Source organism: Microbispora sp. H10830 (assembly GCF_014161375.1).
GTDB classification, from domain to species: Bacteria; Actinomycetota; Actinomycetes; order Streptosporangiales; family Streptosporangiaceae; genus Microbispora; species Microbispora catharanthi.
Genome location: NZ_JABBWX010000005.1, coordinates 171,364 through 192,466 on the forward strand (window position 1 = coordinate 171,364; position 21,103 = coordinate 192,466).

The 21,103-nt window shown below is 71.5% G+C and carries 20 protein-coding genes; 13 read left to right on the plus strand and 7 right to left on the minus strand.

Annotated features, from left to right (window positions below):
* Positions 1–84: 84 nt before the first annotated feature.
* The 3 genes from HHX35_RS15580 to HHX35_RS15590 are packed head-to-tail and all read left to right on the plus strand — an operon-like array spanning position 85 to position 2,266.
* A complete protein-coding gene (locus HHX35_RS15580) occupies positions 85–996 on the plus strand; it encodes an amidohydrolase family protein (RefSeq protein ID WP_182899536.1) in 912 nt (303 codons plus the stop codon).
* A complete protein-coding gene (locus tag HHX35_RS15585; protein WP_182899537.1) occupies positions 993–1,550 on the plus strand; it encodes a cysteine dioxygenase family protein in 558 nt (185 codons plus the stop codon). Before HHX35_RS15580 ends, HHX35_RS15585 begins: the two co-directional genes overlap by 4 nt.
* A 50-nt stretch (positions 1,551–1,600) precedes the next feature.
* Positions 1,601–2,266, plus strand: a complete 666-nt coding sequence (locus HHX35_RS15590; RefSeq protein ID WP_182899538.1) for a Uma2 family endonuclease — start codon at positions 1,601–1,603, stop codon at positions 2,264–2,266.
* Here the strand turns inward: HHX35_RS15590 and HHX35_RS15595 are convergent, their stop codons facing one another.
* A complete protein-coding gene (locus tag HHX35_RS15595) occupies positions 2,267–3,487 on the minus strand; it encodes an MFS transporter (RefSeq protein WP_259405090.1) in 1,221 nt (406 codons plus the stop codon).
* Positions 3,488–3,739: 252 nt separating this feature from the next.
* On the opposite strand from HHX35_RS15595, the gene HHX35_RS15600 reads away from it, so the two are divergent.
* Positions 3,740–4,531, plus strand: a complete 792-nt coding sequence (locus HHX35_RS15600) for an IclR family transcriptional regulator (protein WP_182899539.1) — start codon at positions 3,740–3,742, stop codon at positions 4,529–4,531.
* Between the two features lie 95 nt (positions 4,532–4,626).
* Entirely contained in the window at positions 4,627–5,685 is a 1,059-nt protein-coding gene (locus tag HHX35_RS15605) for a LacI family DNA-binding transcriptional regulator (protein ID WP_310739112.1), read from the plus strand.
* Here HHX35_RS15605 and HHX35_RS15610 read toward each other — a convergent pair.
* Complete coding sequence (locus HHX35_RS15610) at positions 5,615–6,907, minus strand: MFS transporter (protein WP_310739113.1); 1,293 nt, start codon at positions 6,905–6,907, stop codon at positions 5,615–5,617. The two genes, HHX35_RS15605 and HHX35_RS15610, sit on opposite strands and share 71 nt — an antisense overlap.
* Before the next feature lie 79 nt (positions 6,908–6,986).
* Here HHX35_RS15610 and HHX35_RS44625 point away from each other — a divergent pair, with 79 nt between their 5' ends.
* On the plus strand, positions 6,987–7,982 hold the full coding sequence (locus HHX35_RS44625; protein WP_310739114.1) for a winged helix-turn-helix domain-containing protein: 996 nt from the start codon (positions 6,987–6,989) through the stop codon (positions 7,980–7,982).
* Between the two features lie 45 nt (positions 7,983–8,027).
* Here HHX35_RS44625 and HHX35_RS15620 read toward each other — a convergent pair whose 3' ends face one another.
* The 3 genes from HHX35_RS15620 to HHX35_RS15630 all read right to left on the minus strand — a co-directional run bounded on the left by HHX35_RS15620 (position 8,028) and on the right by HHX35_RS15630 (position 11,174).
* The gene (locus HHX35_RS15620; RefSeq protein ID WP_139580017.1) at positions 8,028–8,921 is read right to left on the minus strand and encodes a carbohydrate ABC transporter permease; all 894 of its coding nucleotides are present in this window, start codon (positions 8,919–8,921) and stop codon (positions 8,028–8,030) included.
* Entirely contained in the window at positions 8,918–9,802 is an 885-nt protein-coding gene (locus HHX35_RS15625) for a sugar ABC transporter permease (RefSeq protein ID WP_310739115.1), read from the minus strand. The genes HHX35_RS15620 and HHX35_RS15625 overlap by 4 nt, the downstream gene beginning before the upstream one ends.
* A gap of 88 nt (positions 9,803–9,890) precedes the next feature.
* The gene (locus tag HHX35_RS15630; RefSeq protein ID WP_182899543.1) at positions 9,891–11,174 is read right to left on the minus strand and encodes an ABC transporter substrate-binding protein; all 1,284 of its coding nucleotides are present in this window, start codon (positions 11,172–11,174) and stop codon (positions 9,891–9,893) included.
* A gap of 229 nt (positions 11,175–11,403) precedes the next feature.
* Between HHX35_RS15630 and HHX35_RS15635 the strand changes: the two genes are divergently transcribed.
* The gene (locus HHX35_RS15635; RefSeq protein WP_182899544.1) at positions 11,404–13,308 is read left to right on the plus strand and encodes an ABC transporter ATP-binding protein; all 1,905 of its coding nucleotides are present in this window, start codon (positions 11,404–11,406) and stop codon (positions 13,306–13,308) included.
* A gap of 46 nt (positions 13,309–13,354) precedes the next feature.
* On the opposite strand, the gene HHX35_RS15640 is transcribed toward HHX35_RS15635, so the two are convergent.
* Positions 13,355–13,753 carry a MerR family transcriptional regulator gene (locus HHX35_RS15640; RefSeq protein ID WP_240809433.1) on the minus strand — a complete coding sequence of 133 codons (399 nt, stop codon included), beginning with the start codon at positions 13,751–13,753 and terminating at the stop codon, positions 13,355–13,357.
* Positions 13,754–13,939: 186 nt separating this feature from the next.
* Between HHX35_RS15640 and HHX35_RS15645 the strand changes: the two genes are divergently transcribed.
* From HHX35_RS15645 to HHX35_RS15665, 5 genes are all read left to right on the plus strand, one after another.
* Complete coding sequence (locus HHX35_RS15645) at positions 13,940–15,637, plus strand: pentapeptide repeat-containing protein (protein WP_182899546.1); 1,698 nt, start codon at positions 13,940–13,942, stop codon at positions 15,635–15,637.
* 45 nt (positions 15,638–15,682) lie between these two features.
* Positions 15,683–16,594 (plus strand): aldo/keto reductase, encoded by a 912-nt coding sequence (locus tag HHX35_RS15650; protein WP_182899547.1) that lies wholly within the window; start codon positions 15,683–15,685, stop codon positions 16,592–16,594.
* 111 nt (positions 16,595–16,705) lie between these two features.
* Positions 16,706–17,296 (plus strand): TetR/AcrR family transcriptional regulator, encoded by a 591-nt coding sequence (locus tag HHX35_RS15655; protein WP_161628183.1) that lies wholly within the window; start codon positions 16,706–16,708, stop codon positions 17,294–17,296.
* Positions 17,293–18,048, plus strand: a complete 756-nt coding sequence (locus HHX35_RS15660) for an ABC transporter ATP-binding protein (protein WP_139580024.1) — start codon at positions 17,293–17,295, stop codon at positions 18,046–18,048. Before HHX35_RS15655 ends, HHX35_RS15660 begins: the two co-directional genes overlap by 4 nt.
* The gene (locus HHX35_RS15665) at positions 18,033–19,760 is read left to right on the plus strand and encodes a hypothetical protein (RefSeq protein WP_182899548.1); all 1,728 of its coding nucleotides are present in this window, start codon (positions 18,033–18,035) and stop codon (positions 19,758–19,760) included. Before HHX35_RS15660 ends, HHX35_RS15665 begins: the two co-directional genes overlap by 16 nt.
* 15 nt (positions 19,761–19,775) lie before the next feature.
* Here the strand turns inward: HHX35_RS15665 and HHX35_RS15670 are convergent, their stop codons facing one another.
* A complete protein-coding gene (locus HHX35_RS15670; protein ID WP_182899549.1) occupies positions 19,776–20,366 on the minus strand; it encodes a TetR/AcrR family transcriptional regulator in 591 nt (196 codons plus the stop codon).
* A gap of 123 nt (positions 20,367–20,489) precedes the next feature.
* Between HHX35_RS15670 and wrbA the strand changes: the two genes are divergently transcribed.
* On the plus strand, positions 20,490–21,098 hold the full coding sequence (gene wrbA, locus HHX35_RS15675; protein WP_139580027.1) for an NAD(P)H:quinone oxidoreductase: 609 nt from the start codon (positions 20,490–20,492) through the stop codon (positions 21,096–21,098).
* Positions 21,099–21,103 lie beyond the last annotated feature (5 nt).

Genomic DNA, 21,103 nt, shown 5'->3' on the forward strand with positions numbered 1-21,103 from the left:
GTGTGCCATCCGCCCCCGGGTCACCCCTGCCGGAATAGCATGTAATCTGAGTAGGGAATGCAGGCTTAGGCGAGAGGCGGGCAGATGAGCGTGGACGTGCACCAGCACCTGTGGACGCCGTCCCTCGTCGACGCGCTGCGCCGTCGCACCCGCCCGCCGTACCTGGACGGATGGACGCTCGTCCTCGACGGCGAGCCGCCGTACGAGGCGGATCCGGCCGACCACGACGTGGAGATCCGGCGCAAGCGCAACGCCCACCTCGACCTCGCCCTCGTCTCCCTGTCGAGCCCGCTCGGGATCGAGCACCTGCCGCCGGAGGAGGCGTGGCCGCTCATCGACGCCTACCACGCCGACGCCCGCGCGCTGCCCGCGCCGTTCGGCGCCTGGGCCGCCGCCCCGGTGACCGACCCCGATCCCGTACGGCTCTCGCGCTCCCTCGGCCGCGCCCTCGACCAGGGCCTGGCCGGGCTGCAGCTTCCGGCGACCGCGCTCGGGGACGCCCGGGGGCTGGCCCTGGCCGCCCCGCTGCTCGACGTGCTGGAGGACCGCGGCCTGCCGCTGTTCGTCCATCCGGGCCCCGCCGCCGCGGCGGGCCCGGCGTGGTGGGCCGCCGTCGTGCCGTACGTGCAGCAGATGCACGCCGCCTGGTACGCGTTCGAGGCGTTCGGCCGGCCCCGGCATCCCCGCCTGAAGGTGTGCTTCGCGCTCCTGGCCGGGCTGGCCCCGCTGCACAGGGAGCGCCAGTTGAGCCGGGGCGCCGCCGGGCGCGGCCTGGTGGACCCGGATCTGTTCCTGGAGACGTCGTCCTACGGCCCCCGGGCCGCCGACGCGGTGATCCGCGAACTCGGGATCGACGTCCTCGTCGCCGGGAGCGACCAGCCGTACGCCGAGTCGGCGTGGCCGGACCCCGGCGACCCCGCGCAACGAGCCGTCGATCATGCGGTCCGCGTGGCCAATCCCGGCCGCCTGCTGTCCCGGAAGGAGTCGCACCAATGAGCACGCCCACGATCCAGGAAGGCGCGCTCTGTGCCTCCTTGACCGACCTGGCCCCCGTCGGCGACCTGCCCGCCCGCGCGCTCGACCACCGCGAGCTGCTCGCCCTGGTCGAGGACCTGGCCGCGCGGCCCGAACTGTGGCGTCACCACCTCAACTTCGAGGGCGCGGAGGACGGGGGACGCCACTACGTCTCGCTGCACCGCGACTCGTACGTTGACGTGTGGCTGCTGTGCTGGCGGCCCGGGGACGACACCGGCTGGCACGACCACGACGTCTCCTCCGGCGCGGTCCGCGTGGTGGCCGGCGAGCTGAAGGAGTGCAACCCGCGCATCGGCGGCGTCCACCGGGAGACGCCGGTCGCTGCGGGCGAGGCCTTCTCGTTCGGGCCCGACCACATCCACCGGCTGACCGGCGAGGCGCCCGGCTCGGTCTCCATCCACGCGTACTCGCCGCCGCTGTGGCGCATGGGGCAGTACTCCATCACCGACGACGGGACCATGCGCCGCCTTTCGGTCGGCTACGCGGACGAATTGCGCCCGCTCGACCCGGCTTAGGGCGGCGCGAGTAGTTCGATCATCACCCAGGGTGACGCTAGGCTGCTGCCATGACCAGCGTGCTCGATGACTGGCTTCAGCCCCGTCCGGGAGGCGGGGCCGGGGGCGTCTCCGATCGGCTCTCCCGGCTCCGGCCCGCGGTGGGCGAGCGGCGGGACGGCGGGGTCGACGCCGATCACTCGGACGACGATCACTCGGACGCCGATCACCCCGACGCCGATCACTCGGACGACGATCAGCCCGACGCCGGCCTCATCCCCACGGGCCCCCAGACGCGGTTCCACGAGCGTATGACCTACGGCCTGCGCACCGCCCTGAACGCGCAGGTCCCGGGCGACCTGGTGGCGGTCAGCCGGATGGACGTCCTGCTGGGGCCTGATCGGCGCGCCCGTCCCGACGTGTCCCTGGTGGACGACCTCGCCGCCTCCGACGACCGGAGGACCTGTTATCTCGCCGAGGAGGTGCGCCTGGTCATCGAGGTCGTCGGCCCCGACTCGGCCGCTTCGGACTGCGACGTGCGGCCGCGGCACTACGCGGCGGCCGGCATCCCCCACTTCTGGCGGGTCGAGGAGAGCGCCGACTTCCGGCCCTTCGTCTACTCTTTCGTACTCGACGCCGACGGCGCCGGATATCAGGTGACCGGCGTCCACCACACCCGCCTCGCGGTGGACGCCCCCTTCCCCATCGCCATCGACCTCGAACGGCTGCCGCGCTGACTACCCCGCCGTAGGGCGAGCGGCGAGCACACCCGAGGCCAGTTGGAGGGCACACGCCCCCAGCCCGGCCAGCAGGGGCACGGTCCAGCCGCCGGACAGTTCGTGAAGCAGGCCGAACGCGAGCGGCCCTATCGCGGCCAGCACGTAACCGCTCGACTGGGCGACCGCCGACAGCGCGGTCACCGAGGCCGGATCGGGCGCACGCAGCGTGATGATCAGCAGGGCGAGCGCGATGGAGGCCCCCTGGCCGAGCCCGAGGATGATCATCCACAGCCACGGCGTGGTGGTGGGCGCGAGCAACACGCCCAGATATCCGCCGATGGTCAGCAGCACGGCCACGACCACGTGCGGCACCTGGGAACGGGCCCGGCCCGCGTGCAGGGGGACGGCCAGCGCCGCGGCGATCTGCACGAGATTCGTCAGGCCCAGCAGATATCCCGCCTTATCGGCCGGCAGGCCGGCGGCCTGGAACACGGTGGGCAGCCAGGCCAGCAGGACGTAGAAGGTCAGCGACTGCAGACCCATGAACGCCATGACCGGCCACGTCGCCGGTGCCCGGAGCAGGGCCGCGTACGGCCGGCGGCCGGGGTCGCCGGAGCGGGAACGGCCGTCCCGCCCCGCCGCCGTCGCCGTCGCCGCAAGGTCCTGCGCGGCCGGCCTCGTGAGCGCCACCCACCACAGGGCCGCCGCCAGCAGCGCGAGCAGGGTCGCCGACCCCGCCGCCGCCCGCCAGCCGACCTGCCCGGCCAGCGGGACCATCGCCGCCGAGGCGATGGCGGCCCCACTGACCATGACCGAGACGTACAGGCCGGTGAAGAGCCCGATCCTGCCGGGGAAGTGCTGCTTGACGAGACCCGGCATGACGACGTTCATGACGGCGATGGCCGTGCCGGCCAGGGCGGCGCCGCAGTACAGCGCGGGCACGCCGTCCGCGCTGCGCAGGGCGACACCGGCGGCCAGGACGAGCAGACCGGCCAGCAGCGTGCGGTCGAGCCCGATCCGGGTGGCCAGCGCGGGCGCGGCCGGGGCGAGCAGACCGAGGCACGCCACCATCACCGTCGTGATGGCGCCGCCACCGGCGGGGCTGAGGCCGAGGTCCCGCATGATGGCCGGGAGGAGCGGTGACACGCCCGCGAGAGCGGGCCTCAGGTTGAGCGCCGCCAGGACGAAACCGCCCACCAGCAGCAGCTTTCCCCGATTGTCCGTGATCCTCCTCATCATTCGCCAAACCCTACCGGGACGGTGTCGCGCGCCCGCCCGTCCCCCGGCCGGGGTGGCCGGCGCTAGTGCCGTGACCGACAAGGTTTGCCCGGAAGGAGCGGTGTCCAGAGTGGTGCATCGCAAGGCGGAGGAGGAGGTCGTAGCGGAGCCTACGGCCGACGACGACAACGCGGCGAGGTGCCGCTCTGGGCGACGCGACGGGGCAAAGATTGGCGGGAGGGGCGCTAGGGTTCGGTCGGGAGGTGGGCGGTCATGGCGGAGGAGCACGTCCAGTCGCTGGCCCGGGGTCTGGCCGTGATCCGGGCGTTCGACGCGGCGAGCCCGGAGTTGACGCTCAGCGAGGTGGCCCGCAAGACCGGTCTCACCCGCGCCGCGGCGCGCAGGTTCCTGCTGACGCTCGCCGGCCTGGGCTACGTGCGGACCGACGGGCGCCTCTTCTCCCTGTCGCCCCGGGTGCTCGATCTGGGCTACGCCTACCTGTCAAGCCTCTCCCTGCCCGAGGTCGCGCTGCCGCACCTGGAGCGGCTCGTCGCGGAGGTGCACGAGTCGGCGTCGGTCTCCGTGCTGGACGACACCGACATCGTCTACGTGGCCCGTGTGCCGACCGCGCGGATCATGCGCGTGACGATCGCGATCGGCACCCGCTTCCCGGCGTACTGCACCAGCATGGGCCGGGTGCTGCTCGCGGGGCTCCCCCCGGAGGATCTCGACGCCTACCTCGCCCGCGCCGACCTGGAGCGGCTGACCCCGCACACCACCACCTCGCCGGTCGCCCTGCGCGCCGCCCTCGACCACGTACGGGCCCAGGGCTGGGCCGTGGTGGACCAGGAGCTGGAGGAGGGACTGCGCTCGATCGCCGTGCCGATCAGGGACCGCGACGGCCGGGTGGTGGCCGCGCTCAACGTCTCCTCGCACGCCAGCCGCACCACCCTGGAGTCGGCCCGCCGCGACCTGCTCCCCCCGCTGCTCGCCACCGCCGCCAGGATCGAGGCCGACCTGCGCGCCACCGGAGGCGCGAGCCGCGCACAGCCTGGCAGTCCGTGACCCGGCACACCCCCCACATCCCCACAAAAGCGACCATCTCTCACCAAGGAACTGACAACGTTGTCTAGGGCCGTGAAATGGGAGATGATCCCTGCGTGGGAGAGACGAGACGCGGCCGTCCGACCATGAACGACGTGGCCGCCGCGGCCGGTGTGGCGCTCAAGACCGTCTCCCGCGTCGTCAACAGCGAGCCAGGCGTCAACGCCGCGACCGCTAGCCGCGTGCAGGCGGCGATCGAGCGGCTCGGCTACCGACGCAACGACAGCGCGCGCATCCTGCGCCGGGGCCGCACGGCGAGCATCGGCCTGGTGATCGAGGACGTGGCCGACGCCTTCTACTCCAGCCTCAGCCGCGCCGTGGAGGACGCTGCGCTGCACCACGGCTATCTGCTGTTCACCGGGTCGTCCCGGGAGGACGCGGCACGCGAGCGCGATCTCGTGCTCGCCTTCTGCGCCCGCCGCGTGGACGGGCTGATCATCGTGCCGGCGGGGAGCGACCACGGTTACCTCGCGCCCGAGTTCGAGGCCGGGATCAAGGCGGTCTTCGCCGACCGGCCGCCGGGCGCGGGGTGCGAGGCGGACACCGTCCTGTGCGACAACGCGGGCGGGGGCCGGACCGGCACGGCCCACCTGATCGCGCACGGCCATCGTCGCATCGCCTTCCTCGGCGACTCCCCCGGGATCTTCACGGCCGCCGAACGGCTGCGCGGTTACCGGCAGGCGCTGGCCGCCGCCGGCCTGCCGTACGACGAGGGCCTGGTGGTCATGGGGCCTCCGGACCCGGCGCGGATGCGGGCCGACCTGACCCGTCTGCTCACGGTGTCCGACCCTCCGACCGCGTTGCTGGCCGGCAACGGCCGCACCACCGTGGAGATCCTGCGGGCGCTGGCGTCGCTCACGGGCGCCGCCGACGCGGGCGCCGCGGGCGGCCTCGCGCTGGTGGGATTCGACGACTTCGAACTGGCCGACCTGCTGGGCATCACCGTGGTGGCGCAGGATCCCGCCCGGCTCGGCCGCACGGCCGCCGACCTGCTGTTCATGCGCCTGTCCGGAGACGAGGAGCCGACCAGCAGGATCGAACTGGCTACGCGGCTGGTTCCGCGGGGCTCGGGCGAGCGCCCTCCCCTGCCCCTCCGGGACCGTACGGCGGGCTGATGCGGGACGACAGGGCGCCGCGCAGATCACCCCGCAGATCACTCCGCAGCGCGAGCACGACGGCGATCACGCCGCAGCCCGACAGCGCGATGGCGAGATGGGCGGGCACGAGTTCGGCGAGGGCGCCCGCGGCGGCGGCGCCCAGCGCCTGGGCCGTCATCGAACCGGACGTCTGCAGGCCGAACGCCTGCCCGCGCGCGGCCTCGGGAACCGCGTCGAGGAACCGTCGCTGGAGCCCCAGGTTGTAGGCGAGCCCCGCCGCGGCCAGGGCGGCGAGTGCCGCCGCCACGACCACCCCCGGGCGGACGACGAACCCGAGCAGGGGCACGCCCAGCAGGAGCGCCAGCGGGAGGGTCAGCCGTCCGCGCGCGGCGGGCGGGGCGAACCTGCCGACGGCGAACTCCCCCACGCCCATGCCCGCCGCCGCGGCGGCCAGCACGACTCCCGCGCCCCACGCCGATCCCTCACCCGTGAGGTAGGGCACGTAGACGGCCTCCGCGCCGACCGAGAGCATCGGCGGCAGCCACCCGGCCAGCAGCAGTCCCCGGACGGCGCGGTCGGCCAGCAGCGCCCGGTTGACCCGCAGCGTCGTCCGTACGGCCCCCGCCTGGCGTGCGGAACGCGCCGGGCGGTCGCGCAGCCCGAACCCGGTCAGCGCCGCGCTGCCCAGCGAGAGCGCGGCGGTGATCAGCAGCGCTCTGTGCGGGCCGGTCACGGCGAGCAGACCCCCGCCGACGGCCAGCCCGGCGACCTGCGCCCCCGCCGAGGTCGTGGTGAACAGGGCGCGGCCGAGCACGTACGCGTCCCCCGCCAGCACGTCGGGCAGCACGGCGGTGCGCGCGGCCGAGAACAGGGGTGTGGGCACGCCCGCCGCGAACACCAGCGCGAGCATGGCCCCGATCGGCAGGTCCCCGAAGCCGAGGACGAGACATGTGGCCACGCGCAGAAGGTCGCCCGCGACCATGAGGGCCCGCGGGCGCCACCGGTCGGCGAGCGCGAGCAGGAACATCCCGCCCGCCACCTGCGGCAGGAACCCGATCATGTACGCCAGCGCGGCCAGCCCGGGTGACCCCGTGCGCGCGAAGACCAGCACGGAGAACGCGAGCATCTTCACGGTGTCGCCCAGGACCAGCAGTAGCTGGCTCCCGAAGAGCACGCGGAACTCCGGGACGGCGAAGCACGCCCGGAAGGTCGATCTCTCCTGGTTCGCGGCCACGGTCACGGCCCACCTCCCGGCGCCCATGCTCGGCCCGCCGCCTCCGGCCGCGCTAACGTTTCGGAAATGGCCGAAGGGTGAGCGCGTGTACCGGATCGAGGTGAGCCCGCAGGACGTCGCGGCCAGCCGTTTCGCGATCTCCCCGCTCAACGAGACCATGCACGCGATGTGGATGCTGTCGGGGCGGCTGGAGGCGGGCGCGCACGCGTCCTGGGCCGCGACGGCGCGCCCCCGGTTCGCCCGGCTGCAGGCCGGCAGCCCGGGGGCGCGGGCGATGGTCGCGCTGTTCCGCCAGGGGGCCTACATCGCCGACTTCATCGCGCCGCCGCCCACGGGGATCAACGTCGCCTTCGCCGAGGAGATCGCGGCGATGCGGGCCACCCCCCTGGAGCGGGCGCGGACCGAGATCGCGATGTCGCTGGACGGCCGGCCGCCCCCGCCCGCCGACGTCATGGAGATCCTGGCGGACGACCGCGTGGTCGCGTTCCTGGCCGACGGGCTGGAGCGCACCTGGACGGAGCTGGTCGCACCGCAGTGGCCCCGCTTCCACGCGATCCTGGAGCGCGACGTGATCCAGCGGGCCGGGCGGCTGGCGACGTACGGCTGGGCGGCGGCTCTCGACGACCTCGGCCCGCGGGTCCGCTGGCGACCGGCATCGGCCCTCATCGAGGTGGCGGCCTCCGGCGGCCGGGACGAGCGGCACCGGCTCGGCGGCCGCGGCCTGCTGTTCCTGCCCAGTCTCTTCGTCCGCAAGGTGATCGCCTACCTCGACGAGGCGTGGCCGTACGCGCTGGTGTATCCGGCGCGGGGGGTGGCGGCGGCGCAGCCGCGGGCGGGCGGCGCGGCGGCGCTCGCCGGGCTGGTCGGCGGGTCCCGGGCCCGGATCCTGGCCGAGCTGGAGACTCCGGCGACCACCACGCAGCTCGCCGCCCGCCTCGGACTGGCGCTCGGCACGGCCGGCGGCCACCTGACCGCGCTGCGCGCGGCCGGGCTGGTCGCCGGCACCCGGGTCGGACGGCAGGTCCTCTACCGGCGCACCCCTCTCGGGGACGCGCTGGTGTCCGGCCGGCTCGACTCCTGAGACTCGGCCCTTGAGACTCAGCCCTTGAGACTCGGCCCTTGAGACTCAGCCCTTGAGCGCGCCCGCCATGAGACCACGCATGAAGAACCTGCCGAGCAGCACGTAGATGACCATCGTGGGGATGGACGCCAGGATCGCCGCCGCCATCTGCTGGCTGTACGGCGTCGTCACGGCGCCCGCGATGTTGTTCAGCATGACCGTGGTCGGCCAGGAGCTCGGCCCGGTGAGGAAGACCGCGAACAGGAAGTCGTTCCACATCGAGGTGAACTGCCAGATGATCACCACGGCGAACGCCGGGCCGGAGACCGGCAGCACGATCGACCAGAGCGTCCGCAGCATCCCCGCGCCGTCGACGCGGGACGCCTCGATGAGCTCGTCGGGGATCGTGACGTAGTAGTTGCGGAAGATCAGCGTGCAGATCGGGATGCCGTACACCACATGGGCGAGGACCAGGCCCGGGATGCCGCCGTACAGCTGCACGCCGAGGGTGTCGCCCACGTTCACCATGAGCTGCACCAGCGGGATCATCACGCCCTGGTAAGGGATGAACATGCCGAACAGGAACAGCGTGAACAGCACGTCGGCGCCGGGGAAGCGCCACTTGGACAGCACGTACCCGTTCAGCGCCCCGAGGGCGGCGGAGATCAGCGAACCGGGGACCGCGAGCAGGAAGCTGTTGACGATGCCGGGTTCGAGCTTCTCCCAGGCGACGCTCCACGCCTCGGTCGTCCACACCTTGGGGAGGTTCCACGCCTGCGTGGGGTCGGCCTCGGTCAGCGGCTTGAAGCTCGTGACCAGCAGCACGTAGACCGGGATCAGGAAGACCAGGACGAACAGCAGCAGCAGGACGAGCCGCACCCACGTGCCGGCCCGGCCCTTGTCGCGGACCGGGGCGGCGGGCGCCGTGCGCGGGGCCTTCTCGGCGGCTTGCGCGGTCATGAGCGCTTCCCCTTACGGGCGTCCCAGATCAGGTAGGGCACGACGAAGACGGCGACGGACAGCACGATGTAGGACGCGATCGTCGCGCCCTTCGCCGGGTCGTGGGAGTCGTAGACCGCCGTCCACATGAACGTCGCGGGCACGTCGGTGATGATCTGCTTGCCCGACACCGCGACGACGAGGTCGAAGACCTTGAGCGAGATGTGGCCGAGGATGATCAGCGCGGACAGCGTCACCGGGCGCAGCATCGGCAGCACCACATGCCGGTAGACCCCCCATTCGCTGCAGCCGTCCACCCGGGCGGCCTCGCGCAGCTCTTCCGGCACGCCCCGGAACCCGGCGAGGAACAACGCCATGATGTATCCGGACATCTGCCAGATCGCCGGGATCGCCATGGCGGCCATGCCCCAGTCGGGGTCGCGGAACCACTGCCACTGCAGGAAGTCGAGCCCCACGTAGTGGAAGAGCCGGTTGAGCCCCACCGCCTGCTCACCCGTCGCACTGTTCATCAGCCACCGCCAGACCACGCCGGTGGCGATGAAGGAGACGGCCATCGGGAACAGGTAGACGGCGCGGAAGCCGCTCTCCGCCCGGATGCCCTTCTCCATCAGGAAGGCGAGGAGCCAGCCGAGGACGAGCGCGCCGCCGACGAAGACCACGGTGAAGACGATCGCGTGCCGGACCGACAGGCCCCAGCGCTCCTCGCTCCAGATGCCGGTGAAGTTCTCCAGCCCGACGAAGTTGCCGGGGATCTCCGCGATCTCGTCGTGCTTGTCGGTCATGGCGAGCTTGAAGTTCCAGCCCAGCAGGCCGTACACAAAGACCGCGATGAGGATGATCGACGGCGACACCAGGAGTAGCCCGGGCAGCCATCTGCGCACCCGCGTCACTTGTACCTCTCAGAAGATCAAGTACGGCCCACGCCTCGCCGTTGCCGGACAGGGGCGTGGGCCGTACGAGGAGATCAGCTCACTGGCCGCTGTTCTTGGCCGCCGCGACCAGCGCCTGCTGGAACTTGGCGACGTCCTTGTCCTGCTGGAACAGGCCGACCGCGTCGGTGATCGCCTGACGCCACTGGTCGTTGGCGACCACGCCGTGCTGGATCGAGCCGGCCAGCTTGTCGCTCGACCACTGCTCCAGGTCCCAGGACAGGTAGTCCTTGTAGAGGGACTGGTCGGCGTCCTTGCGGGCCGGAATCGAGCCCTTCAGCGGGTTGAACGCGTCCTGGCCCTCCTTGCTGGCGGCCACCTTCAGCCACGCGATCGCGCCGTCGCGGTTGGGCGCGCCCTTCGGCAGGGTGAAGCTGTCCGACAGCCACATGAAGGTGCCGTCCGTGCCCGGCGACGCGGCCCAGTCGAAGTCCTTGTGCGACTCCTTGCCGAGACCACCCTCCGGCGGGTTGTGGAAGTAGCCGTAGGCCCAGTCGCCCATGATGTTGAAGGCCGCCTCGCCGTCGGCGACCTGCTTGGCCGCCGGCTGCCAGTCGTCCTGCGGGCTGCCCGCGTACGACAGGATGGTCTTGAAGTTCTCCAGCGCCTTGGTCACGTTCGCGTTGGACCAGTCGGCGTTGGCCGCCCACAGGGCGTTGTAGGCGTCGGTGCCGAGCGAGCCGAGCAGCACGGACTCGAGCAGGTGCACCAGGGTCCACTGCGAGCCGATCGACAGCGGGATCTTCCCGGACTTCTTGACCTTGTCGAGGTCGGTGATGAACTCCTCGACCGTCTTCGGCGCGCCGTCGATGCCGGCCTTCTTGAGGACCGAGGGGTTGAACCACAGGACGTTCGACCGGTGGATGTTCACCGGCACGGAGTACACCTGGCCCTGCACCGAGATCTGGTCGATGAGCTGCTGCGGGAAGACCTCCTTGAGCTTCAGCTCGTCGTACAGGAAGTTCAGCGACTCCAGCTTGCCGCTCTTGATGTAGCCCTGAAGCTCGGCGCCGGCGTGGCCCTGGAAGGTGTCCGGGGGCTGGTTGGCCTGCAGCTTGCTGGACAGCAGCGCGCGGGCCTGGTCGCCCGAGCCGCCCGCCACCGCGGCGTCGAAGAACTCGAAGTTCGGGTTCTGCTTGGCGAAGATCTCACGCATCGCCTTGAGGCCGTCGGCCTCACCGGGACCCGTCCACCACGAGAAGACCTCGACCTTCTTCGCGGCCTGACCGCCTCCGCTCTCCTGCTTGTCACCGCCACCACAGGCGGAAAGAGTGAGCAGACCTGCAACAGAGACCGCGACGGCCGCCATCCACCGTCGTCTCATCGCAACATTCCTTTCAGGCTTTTCACGAGGATTTCGGGCCCCCGAAGACACATATGGCTGACAACGTTGTCAGCAGGCCCAATCAACCCACTTCCACCGGCACGCCGTCAAGTTTGTGCCGATAACGTCTCTGTATACGGGCCCTGGCACGGTGTTAGGGGCGTGCGTCAAAGCGATCGCCGCGACCGGGGCCCGGGAAATTGTCGGCGCGGGCGCTCACACTGCAGGCATGACGGTCACACAACAGGGGGGACCAGATCATCTGTCGGAGGACGACCTGCCGGACATGGCGGACGTCGAGTCTCCGCAATGGGCGCGACACTACGGCACGATGGCGGGGCTCGGCTTCCTCACGGTCGCGCGGCGGCTGCCCCGGCTGATCCGGCAGGCGCTGGGCATCGCCTGGGAGGCGAGTTCCCGCGACACCGTGGCCACGGTCACGCTGAGCACACTCGGCGGCGTCTTCACCGCCTTCGGCCTGCTCGCCACGACGGGCGTGCTCACCGCGCTGTTCCAGGCGGGCCCCACCCCGGAGCGGGTCCGGGCCGCGCTGCCCAGCCTGCTGCTCGTGGGCCTGGCCGCCACCGCGCGCACGGCCCTGCAAGCGGGGGCCGGTTGGGCCCAGTCCCGGCTCGAACCGCAGGTCAGCCGGATCACGGAAGAGCGCCTTTACACGCTGACCAGCCGGGTCGACCTCGTCTGCTTCGACGATCCCGAGTTCCACGACGCGCTGCAGCGGGCCCGCATGCGCGGCATGCAGATGGCCGAGATGGTCGTGAGCACGGCCATCGACACGCTGTCGGGCCTGGTCGGCATCGTGGCCGCGGCGGGCGTGCTGGGCGTGCTGCACCCCGTGCTGCTGCCCCTGCTCCTGCTCGCGGTCGTCCCCGATGCCTGGGCGGCCGTCCGGGCCGCCAGGATGCGCTACACGACGGCCCTGGTGCTCGTCCCGGCCAGACGACGCAAGTGGATCATCGAGGAACTGCTGGCGGACAAGGACACCGCGGCCGAGGTCCGCACGTTCACCATGCGCGGCTTCCTGTTGCGGATGTTCGACGCGGTCGCCCGGGGCGAGCAGCGGGTCATGCTCGACCTCGCGCGACGGCAGACCGTCGCCCGCGTCCTCGGCGAGGCCCTGGGCGGTCTGGGGCAGGGCGCGGTCTACGTCGCCCTCGGCCTGCTGCTCGCGGCGGGCGCGGTGCCCCTCGCTGTGGCCGGCACCGCGGTGCTGGCCATCCGGTCCGGCCAGACCTCGCTCTCGAACTTCATGTACGCGACGAACCGGCTCTACGAGGAGGGCCTCTACTTCACCGACTTCCTGGACTTCATCGCGCACGCCGAGAGCCGCATCCCGCCCGCCCGCGAGCGGACGGCCGCCGACGACTTCGGCCGCATCACGGTCGAGGAGGTCACCTTCTCCTATCCCGCCGCGCCGGCCCCCGCCCTGCGCGGGGTGTCGGTCCGCATCGAGCGCGGGGAGGTCGTGGCCCTCGTCGGCGAGAACGGGTCGGGCAAGACGACCCTCGCCAAGATCCTCGCCGGGCTGTACGAGCCGGACGGCGGCCGTGTCCGGTGGGACGACGTCGACCTGGCCGAGGTCGATCCGGACAGCCTGCGCCGCAGGATCGCGGTCATCGCCCAGGACCACACGCGGTGGCCGCTGACCGCCCGCCACAACATCACGATGGGCATGGAGAAGGGCGAGAGCGAGGTGGTCCGCGCCGCCGAGGTCGCCGGCGCCGACCAGGTCATCGCCGAGCTTCCGTACGGCTACCGCACGCTGCTCGACCGCCGGTTCAAGAACGGCCAGGAGCTGTCGGGCGGGCAGTGGCAGCGCATCGCGGTGGCCCGCGGGTTCTATCGGGACGCACCCCTGCTCATCTGCGACGAGCCCACGGCCGCCCTCGACGCCAGGGCGGAGCACGCGTTGTTCGAGCGGATCCGGCGGCACGCCGACGGCCGGACCGTGCTGCTCATCACCCACCGCCTCGCCAGCGTCCGCTACGCCGACCGCATCTACGTGCTCGACCACGGCAAGGTCCGCGAGCACGGCACGCACGAGGAGCTGATCGCCCTCGACGGCCTCTACGCCGACCTCTACAACCTCCAGGCGGAGGCCTATCGCACGGCCTGACCCACGTGCCCGGCCTGCTCACGAGCGGGCCGGGCAGGTGTACGTGTCAGGAGGCCTGCTCGCAGCCGGGGAGCATGTCGCGCATGGTGAGCACGTCCTTGTAGTACTGGATCTTCCGCTGGATCCCGCTCTGCTTCTGGCGCAGGTCGGCGATCTGGGCCTCGACCTTCCGGTCGTGCTCCGCCAGCAGCGCGATCCTGTCCTCGATGGTGTGCTCGCCCTGCCGTACGAGCTGGGCGAAGCGCAGCATCTCCGCGATCGGCATACCGGTGTCGCGCAGGCAGCGGATCATGCCGAGCCAGCTCACGTCGTCCTCGCTGAACCGCCGCTGGCCCGCCGCGTTACGGTCGACCGGCTCCAGCAGCCCGATCCGTTCGTAGTACCGAAGAGTGTCGAGGCTGAACCCGGTCTCCTCGACGACCTGTCCAGGTGTGTACACGCCCACGTCATTGATCCTGTCACATCGCATCTCGTCCACATGAAGGCTTCGCGTACAGGTGGGTCGTTTCTGTAGGTGTTTCGCAAGTGGATCGCAACTCGCGGATTTATAACGGGTCATGCCACATACGATCCGGTGCCCGTGTCTCCCCAGGGAGCGTCCGGGCGGCGTCCCCGATGGAGCCAGTGAGAAATGCCCGGCAACCCCCGCTCGATCGCCGGTTTGGTGACCCTTTCCGCCGCGGTTCTGCTGTCGATTCCGATGACCCCGGCCGCCGCGGCGACGCCCGGCGACCACCTCCCCTGCCGTCCCCGCAGCGGCCCTCATCTCGCCGGCAGGGACCTCACCCGGATGACGCTGCCCGCCGACCTGTCCTGCGCGGACCTCAGGGGCGCCAAACTGGACGGCCTGACCGTGCGGAGCGTGCTCGTCGGGGCCGATCTGACCGGTGCCTCGCTCAAGGGGGCCCACCTCGGGTACGCCCAGATGGCCGGGGCCAGGCTGCGCGAGGCCGACCTGTCCGAGGCCGAGCTGTACTACGCCGACCTGCGCGGCAGCGACCTGCGCGAGGCGACGATGGACGACTCCTCGCCCTACTACGCGCATTTCGAGGGGGCCGACCTGAGCGGGGCCACGATGGCGCGGGCCAAGACGTACGACGCGCAGTTCGACGACGCGAAACTGGTCGGCGTCGATCTGACCGACGCCGCCGCCTACGGCGCGGACATGCGCCGGGCCGATCTCAGACGGGTCAGGGCGGCGAAGGCCAGGCTCTACGGCGCCACCTTCATCAGGACCGTCCTGCGGCAGGCGGATCTCAGCGGCGCGCAGCTGTACGAGTCGGTGATGACCGGCGCGGACTTCAGGGGGGCCGACCTCACCGGGGCCGACCTGCGGGATGTCAGGGACGCCCGGCTGGCCGGGAGCAGGGGTGTGCCCAGGTTCCTGCCGGCGCCGGACCCGTCGTGCGAGCCCGGCAGCGGTCAGGACTACCGGGGCTGGGACCTCACCGCGGTCACGGACTTCCCCGACGATCTGAGCTGCGCCGACCTGACCGGAGCCAAGCTGGACGGCGTCGACCTGACGGGGGTCAAGCTGAACCGGGCGATCCTCCGTGACGTCTCCGCCGTCGGGGCGAGCCTCCGCTCCGCCAAGGGCGCCGACCTGCGGGGCGCACGGCTTCGGCGCGCCAAGCTCGGCAGCGCCGATCTCGTGGGGGCCGACCTGTCGCGGGCCGACCTGTCGGACGCGGCGCTCGGCAGCGCCGGCCTGACGCAGGCCAAGCTGGTCGGCGCCGACCTCCGTGACGCGGAGCTGATCAGCGTCACGGCCGACCAGGCCGACTTCACCGGCGCCAGGATGGACCGGGCGTACCTCCACAGCGGCAGGTACCGCGACGCGGTCTTCCGCAAGGCCACCTTGACCGACGCCGACCTCAGCGACGCCGAACTGCGGGGCGCCACCTTCGAAGGCGCCGAGGTCACCGGGCTGAAGCAGGACTTCGCCGAGGACATCGACCTGTCGGGGTCCTCCAGCCGCATGTCCGTCGGCTGGCTGGTCTTCTTCGGCATCGCCGGCCTGCTCGGTCTCTGGATCGTCGTCGGGCTGACCACGGCAAGGGTGCGGCGGAGGAGAGCCGCCAGGGCGCAGGCCGCCGAGAGAGCGGTCCGGTTCGAGGACGCCAGACGCGCGCAGGAGGAGAACGTGACCCGGTTGGGCGAGGAGATCGACGGCCTGACGGACCGGACCGGCGACGTGGACTGGAACGCGGTCCTGGACGCCTACGACGCGGCGAAGGAGGCGCTGGCGAGAGCCCACGACATGAGCGACCTGACGGACGTCGAGACCATCGTGGCGCGCGGCCGCAAGGCCCTCACCCGCCGCCGGTGAAAGCCGCTTGTGCTGGAGTGCGCTCCAGGCGGCAAGGTGGTCGGCATGAGAATCGCTCTGGGGACGATCCCCTTCGGGACCACCGTGGACGAGGCGACCTCCTTCGCCATCCTCGACCGCTTCGTCGAAGGCGGCGGAACGATCCTCGACACGGCCAACAACTATCCGTTCTGGCTTGAGGGCGCGACCGGGGACGAGAGCGAGGCCACCATCGGCCGGTGGCTCGCCTCCCGGCGCAACCGGGACCAGGTGGTGATCAGCACCAAGTGCGGCGCCCGCCCGTCCACGCCCGGCGCCCGTACGCTCGACGCCGCCGAGGGCCTGTCCGCCGGTGTGGTCCGGGCCGCGGTCGAGGGCAGCCTGCGGCGGCTCGGCACCGATCACGTGGACGTGTACTGGGCCCACATCGACGACAGGTCCACGCCGCTGGAGGAGACGGTCGCCGTCTTCGACGAACTGGTGCTCGCCGGCAAGGCCAAGGAGGTGGGCGCGAGCAACCACGCGGTGTGGCGGCTGGAGCGGGCCCGCTCACTGGCGGCGGCCCGTGGCGGCACCCGGTATGGCCACGTGCAGCTGCGCCACTCCTACCTCCGCCCCCGGCCCGGCGTACGGCTGCCCGAGGGCGGGCACACCCTGGTCACCGAGGAGCTGCTCGACTACGTGCGTTCCGAGGGCGACCTGACGCTGTGGGTCTACACCTCTCTGCTGGCGGGCGCGTACGCCGGCAAGCCGCTGCCCGAGCACTACGACCACCCGGGCACCACCAGGCGGCTGGCGGTGCTGGACGAGGTGGCCGGCGAGCTCGGCGTGACGCGCAACCAGGTCGTGCTCGCCTGGCTGCGGGCGCAGGACATCGTCCCGATCGTCGGCGTCAGTTCGGTCGCCCAGCTCGAAGAGCTGCTCGTCGACGTCAAGCTCGACGACGAGCAGGTCGCCCGCCTCGACGCCCCCGCCTGACGCCGGGGCTCGTGTACGCCTGCGGCGGGGAGCCGAAGCCGGCCCCGCCGCAGGCGCCCTTCTGTCAGTAGATCTTGTGGAGCTTTTGAATGAGCGTTTAGGATCCTGAACGTGGCATCAGGAGAGCGGACGTTCACCGAGGACGCCCGGCGGGCGCAGATCATCGACTGCACCATCAGGGCCCTCGCGACGCTCGGCTACCGGCAGGCGTCGATGGCGAAGATCGCCGAACTCGCGAAGATCACTCCTGGACTCATCTCGTACCACTTCGGCGGCAAGGACGAACTGATCGACGCTGTCGTCGCCCACGTGGTGAAGCTCGCCACCGACCTGATGGTGCCGCGCATCCTGGCGCAGACGACCGCCGCCGACGCGCTGCGCGTGTATTTCGAGACGAACCTCGAGTTCATGCGCCTGCACCGCGAACCCCTGCTGGCGCTCGTCGAGATCATCACCCACGACCGCGACGGCCCGTACGCCAAGCAACAGGAAACCGCGCTCACCGACATCGAGAAGGTGCTGGCCTGGGGACAGCACACCGGTGAGTTCCGGGACTTCCCGCTACGGCCGATGGCGATCGCCATTCGCGGCGCCGTCGACGCCGTTCCAGGTCACCTGCTGAACGACCCCGACCTCGACCTCCGCGCCCTGGCCGCCGAGCTGTCCACCGTCTTTTCTCTCGCCACGAGGAGAACCTCATGACCCCGGCGCTGGAGATCAGCCGGCTGACCAAGCGATTCGGCGGCAAGCTCGCCGTCGACGCCATCGACCTCAGCGTCCCCCCGGGCTCCTTCTTCGGACTCGTCGGCCAGAACGGCGCCGGCAAGACCACCACCCTGTCCATGGCCGTCGGCCTGCTGCGACCCGACGACGGCAGCGCCAGGATCTTCGGCGAGGACGTCTGGTCCGCCCCGGAGCGGGCCAAGGCCATGGTCGGGGTGCTGCCCGACGGGCTGGCCATGCCCGAGCGGCTGACGGGGCGCGAGGTGCTCACCTACCTGGGCCTGCTGCGGGGCCTGGACAAGGAGGTGGTGGCACGACGGGCCGAGGACCTGCTGGCCGTGCTGGAGCTGGACGGCGCGGAAAAGACGCTGGTCATCGAGTACTCGACCGGCATGCGCAAGAAGATCGGGCTGGCCACCGCACTGCTGCACGCGCCGCGGCTGCTGGTGCTGGACGAACCGTTCGAAGCGGTCGATCCGGTGTCCGCCGCCACGATCAAGACGATCCTGCGCGGCTTCGTCGCGGGCGGCGGCTCGATCGTGCTGTCCAGCCACGTCATGGCTCTGGTCGAGCAGTTGTGCGACCACGTCGCGGTGATCGACAGGGGCACGGTGGCCGCGGCCGGCACGCTGGACGAGGTGCGCGGCGCGCGCTCGCTGGAGGAGACCTTCGTCGAACTCGTCGGCGAACGGGACAGCGGAGTCAAGGAGCTGTCGTGGCTGTCGCGCTGACCATGGCCCGGATGAAGGTCGCGATGCTGCGCCACGCCTTCCATGGCACGCGGGCGCAGACCGCGGGAACGGGCGCGGCGCTCGGCGCGCTGCTCGCGGCGGGAACGGTCTATCTGGCCTTCACCGATCCGGACCTGCCGGCTGCCGGATATGCGGTCTGGCTGCTGGGCTGGATACTCGGCCCGATCTTCATGGGCGGCGGCGACGAGACGCTGCGTCCGGAGTACTTCTCGCTGCTCGGCCTGCCCCCGCGCCGGCTGGCGGCCGGACTGCTGGTCTCGGCCTTCGTCGGCGTGGCGCCGCTGGTGAGCCTGACCGCCCTGCTCGGGCTGCTGGTCGCGGGGGTCCGGCTCGGCGTCGCCAACACCCTGGTGGCCGTGCCGGCGATGGTGCTGCAGCTGGCCGTTTTCGTGCTGCTGTCGAAGGTCTCCGTGGCGGTGGTCGGGCTGGCGCTGCGCACCCGGCCGGGTGCGATCGCCTCGGGTGTGCTCAACGGCGCGATACTGGCGGCGCTCGGCCAGATCTGGGTCTTCTTCGTGGTCTTCGGCCAGACCGGCGTGCCCGCCGCGGTCTGGTACCTGCCCTCCGGGTGGGGCCTGCTGGCCGTCCGGGGCGAGTGGTGGGCGCTTGGAGCGCTGGCCCTCCTGGTGCTGCTGCTCCTGGGCACGTGGGCCGCGCTGCTCAGCAGGCGTGCGGGCGCCGCGCGACCCTCCACGCGGGGCAGGCGCCCGATGCGGGCGGCGACCGCCAACGGCGCGATCGTCGCCAAGGAGCTGCGCACCTGGTCCCGCGACCTGGTGCGCAACCACCAGCTGACCTTCGCGTTGTCGTACGGCGTCTGCTTCGCGGCCAGCCCGCTGATCCTCGGTTGGGACGGCATGCTGCCGTACGCGGGTCCGATCTTCATCGTCATGGCCGCGGCCATGACCGCCAACCTGTACGGCACCGACGGCACCGCACTGTGGCTGACGCTGCTGACACCGAGCGCGAGCGACGTACGCGGCAGACAGCTGGCCTGGCTGTCGGCACACGCGCCGGTGGCGATCGTGCTGACCGTGGCGTTCACCGCGGTCACCGGTGGACCGTGGCCCCTGATCCTGGCACTGCTGCCCGCCCTGCTGGGCGGCGCGGCCGGGCTGGTGCCGCTGGTCTCGGTGTACGGGCTGGTGCCCGGCACCGACCCGCATCGCCGCGCGGGTAACCCGCTGCGTACCAGTGAGGACGACGGCGGCCTGACCGGGCTGGCCTATCTGATGCTGGCGCTGGTGCTGCTCACGGGCGCACCCGCGGCGCTGGCGGCGCTCCGGTACGGCTGGGCCGGCGTGGCCGTCGGCGTCGTGACCGGCGTGCTGTGTTACTGGGGCTTCGGCCTGCTCACCGAGCGGCGGCTGCGGTCGCACGGTTCGGAACTGCTCGACGTGATGCGGACCGGCCGCAAGCCGCGGACGACGGTGAAGTCCCGCTTCGAGCAGCTGTCCAAGACGCAGAAGACGGTCGCCTGGTGGTGCTTCGGCTTCGGCGCCATCCCGCTGGTCCCCCAGGGCATCGTCGCCGCCGTCTTCGTGGCCGGCGGCATGCTGCGCCACAGCTGGTTCCTGGCCACATACATGCCGCCCGGGCTGCGCTACCCCGTCGCCGCCGCCTTCGCCGCGCTCGGGCTGGCGATGTACGGCACGGGCGTCTGGGTCGTCACGCCGCGGTCATCTCGGTGAGGCGGGCGGCCATCGCTAGAACCCGAGCAGGCTGTCGACGCCGGCCTTGATCTGGTCCCCCGTCAGGCCGCGTTCGGCAGTGAGGTGCTCGAACAGGCTCGGCACGAACGGCGCGAGCAGCAAGTGGGCCAGGACCGTGGGGTCCGATTCGGGCCTCATCTCGCGCAGCAGCACGGACACATGCGTATGCATGGTGAGATAGGCGCCGCTCTGGTAGCGCGCTCCCGGTGAGGCGGCCTCCGCCGCCCGCATGATTTCGCCCTGCTCGATGATCCGGTCGGCGACCGTGTGGAGGAAGGCGCGCAGCCGTTCGGCAGGCGGAGCGCCGGGGCCAAGGGGCGGCGGACCGGTCATGAAGGCTTCCTGGAAGCGCTGCTCGCCGTCGTCGAGCACCGCGAACAGAAGGCGGCTCACGTCACCGAACCGGCGGTAGACGGTGCCGACGCCCATCCCCGCGGCGTGCGCCACGGCGTTCATGGTGACGGCTTCCGGGCCCTGCTCCGCGATCAGGCGAGCGGTCACGTCGAGGATCTTCCGCCGGTTCCGGGCGGCGTCCGCGCGCTCCGGCAGGGCCTGTCCGGCGACGGGAAGCTCGGTGCGGGGCATGTCCCGAGGCTACCGGACCAGAGATCCGAACCCCTTGCTTGCAAACCGGATTGTTATCCGATTTACTGCCATCGAACCGGATAACTATCCGGTTGATCGTCGTCATTCGGAGGAGACGTCATCATGAGTGCCAAGATCGCGGTCATCTACTACTCGGCCACCGGCAACGTCCACCAGCTCGCCAAGGCGGTCGCCGAGGGCGCGGAGAAGGCCGGTGCCGAGGTCCGGCTGCGCCGGGTCCCCGAACTGGCACCGGACTCCGCCATCGACGCCAACCCGGCCTGGCGCGAACACGTCGAGGCCGCCAAAGACGTCGAGGTCGCCACGCTGGACGATCTGATCTGGGCGGACGCCTACGCCTTCGGCTCGCCGACCCGTTTCGGCAACATCGCCTCACAGCTCAAGCAGTTCATCGACACCACGGGCGGCATCTGGCAGCAGGGCGTCATGGCCAACAAGCCCGCCACCGGTTTCGCCAGCGCTCACAACGCCAACGGCGGCAACGAGTCGACGATCCTCGCCCTCTACAACACCTTCCACCACTGGGGTTCGATCATCGTCTCGCCCGGTTACACCGACCCGGTGGTGTACCCCGCGGGCGGCAACCCGTACGGCACCGCCCACCGGGGCGGCGCGGGCACCCCGTCCGAGGAGACCCTCGCAGCCGCCCGCTACCAGGGCGAACGCCTGGCGGACATCACGACCCGCCTCCTGGCCGGCCGGGCTGCTTGAATGGC

Bases quoted from the DNA above. Each gene is read 5' to 3' on its own strand.
- HHX35_RS15580 (WP_182899536.1), top strand. From the start codon at position 85: ATGAGCGTGGACGTGCACCAGCACCTGTGGACGCCGTCCCTCGTCGAC.
- HHX35_RS15585 (WP_182899537.1), top strand. From the start codon at position 993: ATGAGCACGCCCACGATCCAGGAAGGCGCGCTCTGTGCCTCCTTGACC.
- HHX35_RS15590 (WP_182899538.1), top strand. From the start codon at position 1,601: ATGACCAGCGTGCTCGATGACTGGCTTCAGCCCCGTCCGGGAGGCGGG.
- HHX35_RS15595 (WP_259405090.1), bottom strand. From the start codon at position 3,487: ATGATGAGGAGGATCACGGACAATCGGGGAAAGCTGCTGCTGGTGGGC.
- HHX35_RS15600 (WP_182899539.1), top strand. From the start codon at position 3,740: ATGGCGGAGGAGCACGTCCAGTCGCTGGCCCGGGGTCTGGCCGTGATC.
- HHX35_RS15620 (WP_139580017.1), bottom strand. From the start codon at position 8,921: ATGACCGCGCAAGCCGCCGAGAAGGCCCCGCGCACGGCGCCCGCCGCC.
- HHX35_RS15630 (WP_182899543.1), bottom strand. From the start codon at position 11,174: ATGAGACGACGGTGGATGGCGGCCGTCGCGGTCTCTGTTGCAGGTCTG.
- HHX35_RS15635 (WP_182899544.1), top strand. From the start codon at position 11,404: ATGACGGTCACACAACAGGGGGGACCAGATCATCTGTCGGAGGACGAC.
- HHX35_RS15645 (WP_182899546.1), top strand. From the start codon at position 13,940: ATGCCCGGCAACCCCCGCTCGATCGCCGGTTTGGTGACCCTTTCCGCC.
- HHX35_RS15650 (WP_182899547.1), top strand. From the start codon at position 15,683: ATGAGAATCGCTCTGGGGACGATCCCCTTCGGGACCACCGTGGACGAG.
- HHX35_RS15660 (WP_139580024.1), top strand. From the start codon at position 17,293: ATGACCCCGGCGCTGGAGATCAGCCGGCTGACCAAGCGATTCGGCGGC.
- HHX35_RS15670 (WP_182899549.1), bottom strand. From the start codon at position 20,366: ATGCCCCGCACCGAGCTTCCCGTCGCCGGACAGGCCCTGCCGGAGCGC.
- wrbA (WP_139580027.1), top strand. From the start codon at position 20,490: ATGAGTGCCAAGATCGCGGTCATCTACTACTCGGCCACCGGCAACGTC.